The following is a 7,005-nucleotide window of genomic DNA, read 5'->3' on the forward strand; positions in this document are numbered from 1 at the left end:
GACCGGCACCGGCCCGGTTCCCGGGCGCATCAACATCTATTGATGAAGGCTGCCGATCTGCGCGGCCGCCAGCGCGGGGTCGAACCCGTACGGCAGCTCCAGGCGGTGCTGGCGCATGAGCGCCTCGTCGGCGAGCAGCTCGACCGTGGGGCCGTCGGCGACGACCCGCCCCGCGTCGAGGATCACCGAGCGGGGGCACAGCTCCAGGGCGTACGGGAGGTCGTGGGTGACCATCAGCAGCGTCACCGGCTGGGCCCGCAGGATCTGGGACAGTTCCCGGCGGCTGGCCGGGTCGAGATTGGATGACGGCTCGTCGAGCACCAGGATCTCCGGGCGCATGGCCAGCACGGTCGCCACGGCCACCCGCCGGCGCTGCCCGAACGACAGGTGATGGGGCGCCCGGGTGCGGTAGTCGGCCATGTCCACGGCGGCGAGGGCCTCGTCGACCCGTTCGGCCAGGTCGGCGCCGCGCAGGCCGAGGTTGGCCGGGCCGAACGCCACGTCCTCGGCCACCGTGGGCATGAACAGCTGGTCGTCCGGGTCCTGGAAGACGATGCCGACCCGGCGGCGGATCTCCATCAGCCGGGCCCGGTCCTGCGGTTCGACCGCGAGGCCGCCGACGCGCACGGAGCCGTCGCCCCCGTGCAGGATGCCGTTGAGGTGCAGCACCAGGGTGGTCTTGCCGGCGCCGTTGGGGCCGAGGATCGCCACCCGCTCGCCCCGCGCCACGTGCAGGTCCACGCCGCGCAGCGCCGGGCTGCCGTCGGGGTACGCGTACGACAGGGAACTGATCTCCAGCGCGGCGGTCATCGCAGCACCGCGACCAGGGCGACGCAGGCGGCCGCGGCCGGCAGGGCGGGCGACGCCGCCCACTGCACGGCCGTGGCGCCGCCGGCGTCGGGCACCGGCAGCCGGCCGGTGTATCCCCGCGACACCATGGCGAGGTAGACCCGCTCGCCGCGTTCGTACGTGCGCAGGAACAGCGCGCCCACGCCGACCGCGAACGCCTTGACCTGCCACAGGAACCGGGGGTCGTAGCCGCGCGACAGGCGCGCGACGCGCATCCGGCGCGCGTCGTCGGCCAGGATGTCCAGGTAGCGCAGCATGAACGTGGCGATCTGCACGAACACCTGCGGGCAGCGCAGCCGGTCCAGGCCGTAGATCAGGTCGCGCACGGTCGTGGTCGCCGCCAGCAGGAGCGAGGTGAGTACGCCCAACGTGCCCTTCGCGGCGATGTTCCACGCCCCGTAGAGGCCGTCGACGGACAGCGACATCCCGAGCCAGGTGACCCGCTCGCCGTGGCCCGCGAAGGGCAGCGCCACGGCGAGCAGGACGAACGGCAACTCGATGGTGGCCCGCTTGGCGAGCCACCCGGCGGGTACCCGGGCGGCCGCCGCGACGGCCGCGAGCAGCAGCGCGTACCCGGCGAAGGCCCAGAACTCCGTGCGCGGGGTGACCACGACCACGACCGTGAACAGCACCGTGGCCAGGATCTTCGCCTCGGGGGCGAGCCGGTGCACGGGGCTGTCGCGGTGCAGGTGCAGCGGATGGGCGTGGCCCCCGGACATCAGCTTTCCTTGGCGGCGGCGGCCGGCTGCCCCCGCCGGCGCACGAGCCAGAACAGGCCACCGCCCACACCGAACGTGATGAGGACGCCGAGCGCGCCGGACAGGCCGGTCGACAGGTACTCGTTGTCGATGCCCTTGATGCCGTAGTCGGCCAGCGGACTGTCCCCGAGTTGGTGCTCGGCCTCCTGCTGGGCCATGCACGTGCCGCCGATGATGTTGTCGTCGGCGTCGAAGACGCAGCCCTCCCGGGCGGTGGAGTCCAGCCCGTCGGGGCTCGACGAGGCGAAGCTGCTGACCACGCCGGCGAGCAGCAGGGCGACCAGGAGGCCACCCGCGAGGAACCAACCGAGTCGCTTGTTCACGCGACACCTCCCACGGCGGGCACGGCGACCGGGGTCGTCGAAGCGGGACGGCGGAAGCGGCGCAGCGCGAACACCAGGTCGGGCCGGACCCGGGCGACCGTGGCCACGGTCGTGGCGGTGATCAGACCCTCGCCGATGCCGATGAGCGTGTGCACGCCGGCCATGGTCATCGAGATCGTCGGCAGGGACAGCTCGGTCGTGCCGCCCAGCCAGTACTGCAGGACGAAGCCCTGCGACGCGACCACCACGCTGACCACGGAGGCCACGAAGCCGGTGACGGCCAGACCGACCGGGGTGCGCGGCAGCACCCGTAGCAGGCCCGCCACGAGCAGGTAGCCCGCCGCCGTGCCGAGAATGGCCATATTGGTGATGTTGAGGCCCAGGGCGGTCAGGCCGCCGTCGGCGAACAGCAGGCACTGGACGATGAGCACGGTCGACACGCACAGCGCGCCGACCCAGGGGCCAACGAGAATGGCCGCGAGCACCCCACCCAGCAGGTGACCGGAGACGCCCGGTAGCACCTGGAAGTTCAGCATCTGCACGGCGAAGATGAACGCCGCCACGAGGCCCGCCATCGGGGCGAGCCGGTCGTCCAGGTCTGCCCGACCGCGGACGACGCACACGACGAGCGCGACGACCGCGATGCCCGCGAAGAGCGCGGACACCGGCGCGTCGACGATGCCGTTGGCGATGTGCAACGCCAATACGTCACTCATGACCCCTCCCCGGGTCGCCGGCCGGCGACCTCGCCCTCGAGGCCGTTTGGACCAGCATATTGTTTAGCAGTTGTTACTGCAAAGGTCATGCAATAAGAGCGGCGGTGTGACGCACGCCCCTCAGCTCGCCAGGTACAGGCGGTGCACCTGAGCGAGCACGGCCGCACGGTCGGTGCCCTCGTGGTCGGCGAGATCGTCGAGCAGGATGCCGCAGAGTGCGGACATGCCGAACAGCAGTTGCGCGGTCGCGGTGGAGGGATCGGTCGCCTGCATCGACTCGTCCACCACGCGCCGCATCGTCGTGACGAAGAGCGCCGGGTCACCCTCCGACGCCGCGTAGGCGGTGGCCAGTTCCAGCGCCGGCGGCAGGACCGTGGCGAGGAACTCTTCCCGGGGCGCCATCAGCCGGCCGGCCCCGCGGCAGCCTTCGCGGCCGCGTAGCGGGCGGCCACGTCGGGCCAGTTGACGACCTCCCACATGGCCTTGACGAAGTCAGGCCGCACGTTGCGGTACTGCAGGTAGTACGCGTGCTCCCAGGCGTCGAACGCGAGCAGCGGAACCGAACCCTGGGCCACGTTCCCGTGATGGTCGTAGACCTGCTCCACGAGCAGCCGTCCGGAGCTCGGCTCGAAGGACAGCACACCCCAGCCCGAGCCCTGCACGAGCGTGGTGGCGGCCGACATCTGCCCGTGGAAGGCATCGAACGACCCGAAAAACTCCGTGATGGCGTCGGCGAGGTCACCGTCGGGGCGCTCGCCACCGTCGGGGGACATGTTCTGCCAGTACAGGGAGTGCAGGATGTGGCCGGAGAGGTTGAAGGCGAGCGTCTTCTCCAGCCCGACGATGCCACCGAAGTCGCCCTTGTCGCGGGCCTCCGCGATCTTCTCAAGGGTGTCGTTCGCGCCTTTGACGTACGCCGCGTGGTGCTTGTCGTGGTGCAGCTCCAGGATCTGGCCGTTGATGTGCGGCTCCAGGGCGGCGTAGTCGTAGGGCAGGTCCGGCAGCGTGTACAGGCTCACAACGATCTCCTCACGGTACGTGGGACTTCTTGCATTACTTTAGCTGTTGCAAACTCATGGCAATAGGTGGCCCGGCCGGTGAAGATCTTGGCGGCGTCGACGGGTCGGCGCCGCGTCATAACGGAAATCTGCGAAAAGGTTTTCCTGCGATGTAAGCGCAGCTCAAGCGTTGTGCCCTGAAGTGCGCTGAGGCGCACCTCTTGAGTGTTGCGAAACAGTCTGGCAACGTCTTCGGACGTCGACGTGAGTCACTTCGTCGAGCCCGTCCACCCGCGAACGCTCCGAAACGAAGGCGCGGCGCGCGGCCGCATGTTAACGCTCACATCGACTCCTATGCTTTACCTCGAGTCAGGAGGACCCCCGTGCAAACCCCGTCCCTGAGCCGCCGTGGCCTGCTGAAATCAGCGGGCGTCGCGGCGGCCGCCGGCGCCGTCGGCGGCGCCGTCATCGGCCGGTCGGCCGCCGAGGCGGTCGTCGCCCCGGCCCGGCCGGACACTGGCGTCGGCGCGTACGCGTTCGACCTCGGCCAGGTCACGCTCACCTCCAGCCGTTGGCTGGACAACCAGAACCGGACGCTGTCCTACCTGCGGTTCGTCGACGTCAACCGGCTGCTCTACAACTTCCGTGCCAACCACCGCCTGTCCACCGGCGGCGCCGCGACCAACGGGGGGTGGGACGCGCCGAACTTCCCCTTCCGTACGCACATGCAGGGGCACTTCCTCACCGCCTGGGCGCAGGCGTGGGCCGTGCTCGGCGACACGACGTGCCGGGACAAGGCCAACACGATGGTGGCCGAGCTGGCGAAGTGCCAGGCGAACAACTCGGCGGCCGGGTTCGCCGCCGGGTACCTGTCGGGATTCCCCGAGTCGGACTTCACCGCGCTGGAGGCGCGCACGCTGAGCAACGGCAACGTGCCGTACTACTGCATCCACAAGACCCTCGCGGGCCTGCTGGACGTGTGGCGCTACCTCGGCAACACGCAGGCGCGCGATGTCATGCTGGCGCTCGCCGGCTGGGTCGACACCCGTACGGCCCGGCTGAGTTCGACCCAGATGCAGAACATGCTGGCCACCGAGTTCGGCGGCATGAACGAGGTGCTCACCGACATCTACCAGATGACCGGCACGACGCGTTGGCTCACGGCGGCGCAGCGGTTCGACCACGCGGCCGTGTTCAACCCGCTGGCGTCCAATCAGGACCAGCTCAACGGGCTGCACGCGAACACCCAGGTGCCCAAGTGGGTCGGCGCGGCGCGGGAGTACAAGGCGACCGGGACGACCCGCTATCGCGACATCGCGGTCAACGCCTGGAACATGACCGTCAACGCGCACACCTACGCGATCGGCGGCAACAGCCAGGCCGAACACTTCCGGGCGCCCAACGCGATCGCCGGGTACCTGGCCAACGACACGTGCGAGCACTGCAACACGTACAACATGTTGAAGTTGACCCGCGAACTGTGGCTGCTCTACCCGAACAACGCGGCCTACTTCGACTTCTACGAGCGGGCGCTGTTCAACCACATCATCGGCGCGCAGAACCCCGCCGACAGCCACGGCCACATCACGTACTTCACCCCTCTGCGGCCGGGCGGGCGGCGGGGCGTCGGACCGGCCTGGGGTGGCGGCACGTGGAGCACCGACTACAACAGCTTCTGGTGCTGCCAGGGCACGGGCATCGAGATCAACACGAAGCTGATGGACTCGATCTACTTCTACGACGGCACGACGCTGACCGTGAACCTGTACCTGCCTTCCGTGCTGAACTGGTCCCAGCGCGGCATCACGGTCACCCAGTCCACGACGTACCCGGTCAGCGACACCACGACGCTGACCGTCACGGGCAACGTCAGCGGCTCGTGGTCGATGCGGTTCCGCGTCCCCGCCTGGGCCGCCGGCGCCACGATCAGCGTCAACGGGGTGACCCAGGACGTCACCGCGACGCCGGGGTCCTACGCGACCCTCACCCGGTCGTGGACCTCGGGCGACACGGTCACCGTCCGGCTGCCGATGGCCGTGGCGCTCAAAGCCGCCAACGACAACGCCAACGTCGTCGCCGTCACGTACGGGCCTGTCGTCCTGTCGGGCAACTACGGCAACACGACGCTGTCGTCGCTGCCGTCGCTGAGCACGTCGACGGTGACCCGGACGGGCACCTCGTCGCTCGCCTTCACGGCCACCGCCAACGGGTCCACGGTGAACCTCGGCCCGTTCTACGACGCGCAGGGGCACAACTACACCGTCTACTGGAACGCCAGCGGCGGGGGGAGTACGGGCGGCAACGCCAGCTTCCGGCTCGTCAACGCGGCGTCCGGCCTCGTGCTCGGCATCCAGAACATGTCGACCGCCGACGGCGGCCTCGCGTTGCAGTGGGCCGACAGCGGCACGGCCGACCACGACTGGGAACTCATCGTCGACGGCTCGGCCGTGCGCCTGCGCAACGTCAACAGCGGCAAGGTCCTCGGCGTGGAGAACATGTCCACCGCCGACAACGCCCGCGTGTTGCAGTGGGCCGACAACGGCACCGCCGACCACCGCTGGACGCTCGTCGACGTCGGCGACGGTTCGCACAAGCTGCGTAATGTCCACACGGGCAAGCTGCTGGCCATCCTCAACGGCTCCACCGCGCAGGGCGCGCAGGCCGTGCAGGATCCGGACAACGGGTCGCTGGACAACCAGTGGCGGTTCCTGCCCAACGGCGCGCGGCGGATCCAGAACCTCAACAGCGGCCTGGTGCTCGGCGTGCAGAACATGTCCACCGCCGACGGCGGGCTGGTCATCCAGTGGGGCAACACGGGAACGGCCGACCACTTCTGGACCGCGATCGTCGACTCGGGCGGTTACCTGCGGTTCCGCAACTCCAACAGCGGCAAGGTGCTCGCCGTGGAGAACGCCGGCACGGCCAACGGGTCGCGGATCGTCCAGTGGGCTGACGACGGCAGCAACGACAACCGTTGGCGGCTGCGGTACGGCGCGAACGGCTACTTCCGCATCCAGTGCGCGGCTGGCGGTCGGGTGCTCGGCGTGTCCGGGGCGTCCACGGGGCAAGGTGCCCAGGTGCTCCTGTGGGACGACAACGGGACCAACGACCACCTGTGGCGGTTCATCTAGCGACGTACCGTCGGCCGGAGTACCGGTAGACCGGAGCGGCGCACGTCATGGTGCGGCGTCCGCCGGCCCTGATCGGGCCGGCGGACGCCGCCTTCTTCGCTGGCAGAAGTTCGACCAGCAGGTCCGCCAGGGCGAAGTGCGACGATCCGGGCGCCACCTACAACGAACGGACGCCTAGTACGGCAGTGACGGTTCACCCGTTGAGCTGCTCGGACTCGATGAGTTCTCGT

General features: G+C 69.6%; 7 protein-coding genes. 1 reads left to right on the forward strand and 6 read right to left on the reverse strand.

Features of this window, described 5'->3' with window-relative positions; translation table 11 throughout:
- Positions 1-36: 36 nt before the first annotated feature.
- From ABD191_RS24905 to ABD191_RS24930, 6 genes are all read right to left on the reverse strand, one after another.
- The gene (locus ABD191_RS24905) at positions 37-810 is read right to left on the reverse strand and encodes an energy-coupling factor ABC transporter ATP-binding protein (protein WP_344086933.1); all 774 of its coding nucleotides are present in this window, start codon (positions 808-810) and stop codon (positions 37-39) included.
- A complete protein-coding gene (cbiQ, locus tag ABD191_RS24910) occupies positions 807-1,568 on the reverse strand; it encodes a cobalt ECF transporter T component CbiQ (RefSeq protein WP_344086936.1) in 762 nt (253 codons plus the stop codon). The genes ABD191_RS24905 and cbiQ overlap by 4 nt, the downstream gene beginning before the upstream one ends.
- Entirely contained in the window at positions 1,568-1,930 is a 363-nt protein-coding gene (locus ABD191_RS24915; protein ID WP_344086939.1) for a PDGLE domain-containing protein, read from the reverse strand. The genes cbiQ and ABD191_RS24915 overlap by 1 nt, the downstream gene beginning before the upstream one ends.
- Complete coding sequence (locus tag ABD191_RS24920) at positions 1,927-2,646, reverse strand: energy-coupling factor ABC transporter permease (RefSeq protein WP_344086942.1); 720 nt, start codon at positions 2,644-2,646, stop codon at positions 1,927-1,929. The genes ABD191_RS24915 and ABD191_RS24920 overlap by 4 nt, the downstream gene beginning before the upstream one ends.
- Positions 2,647-2,766: 120 nt before the next feature.
- Positions 2,767-3,048, reverse strand: a complete 282-nt coding sequence (locus ABD191_RS24925; protein ID WP_344086945.1) for a hypothetical protein — start codon at positions 3,046-3,048, stop codon at positions 2,767-2,769.
- Positions 3,048-3,665 carry a superoxide dismutase gene (locus tag ABD191_RS24930; RefSeq protein ID WP_344086948.1) on the reverse strand — a complete coding sequence of 206 codons (618 nt, stop codon included), beginning with the start codon at positions 3,663-3,665 and terminating at the stop codon, positions 3,048-3,050. The genes ABD191_RS24925 and ABD191_RS24930 overlap by 1 nt, the downstream gene beginning before the upstream one ends.
- 362 nt (positions 3,666-4,027) lie before the next feature.
- Here ABD191_RS24930 and ABD191_RS24935 point away from each other — a divergent pair, with 362 nt between their 5' ends.
- Positions 4,028-6,775, forward strand: coding sequence for a beta-L-arabinofuranosidase domain-containing protein (locus tag ABD191_RS24935; protein WP_344086951.1), 2,748 nt, complete (start codon positions 4,028-4,030; stop codon positions 6,773-6,775).
- Positions 6,776-7,005 lie beyond the last annotated feature (230 nt).

The sequence above is a fragment of the Luedemannella helvata genome (assembly GCF_039528415.1).
Classification (GTDB): Bacteria; Actinomycetota; Actinomycetes; order Mycobacteriales; family Micromonosporaceae; genus Luedemannella; species Luedemannella helvata.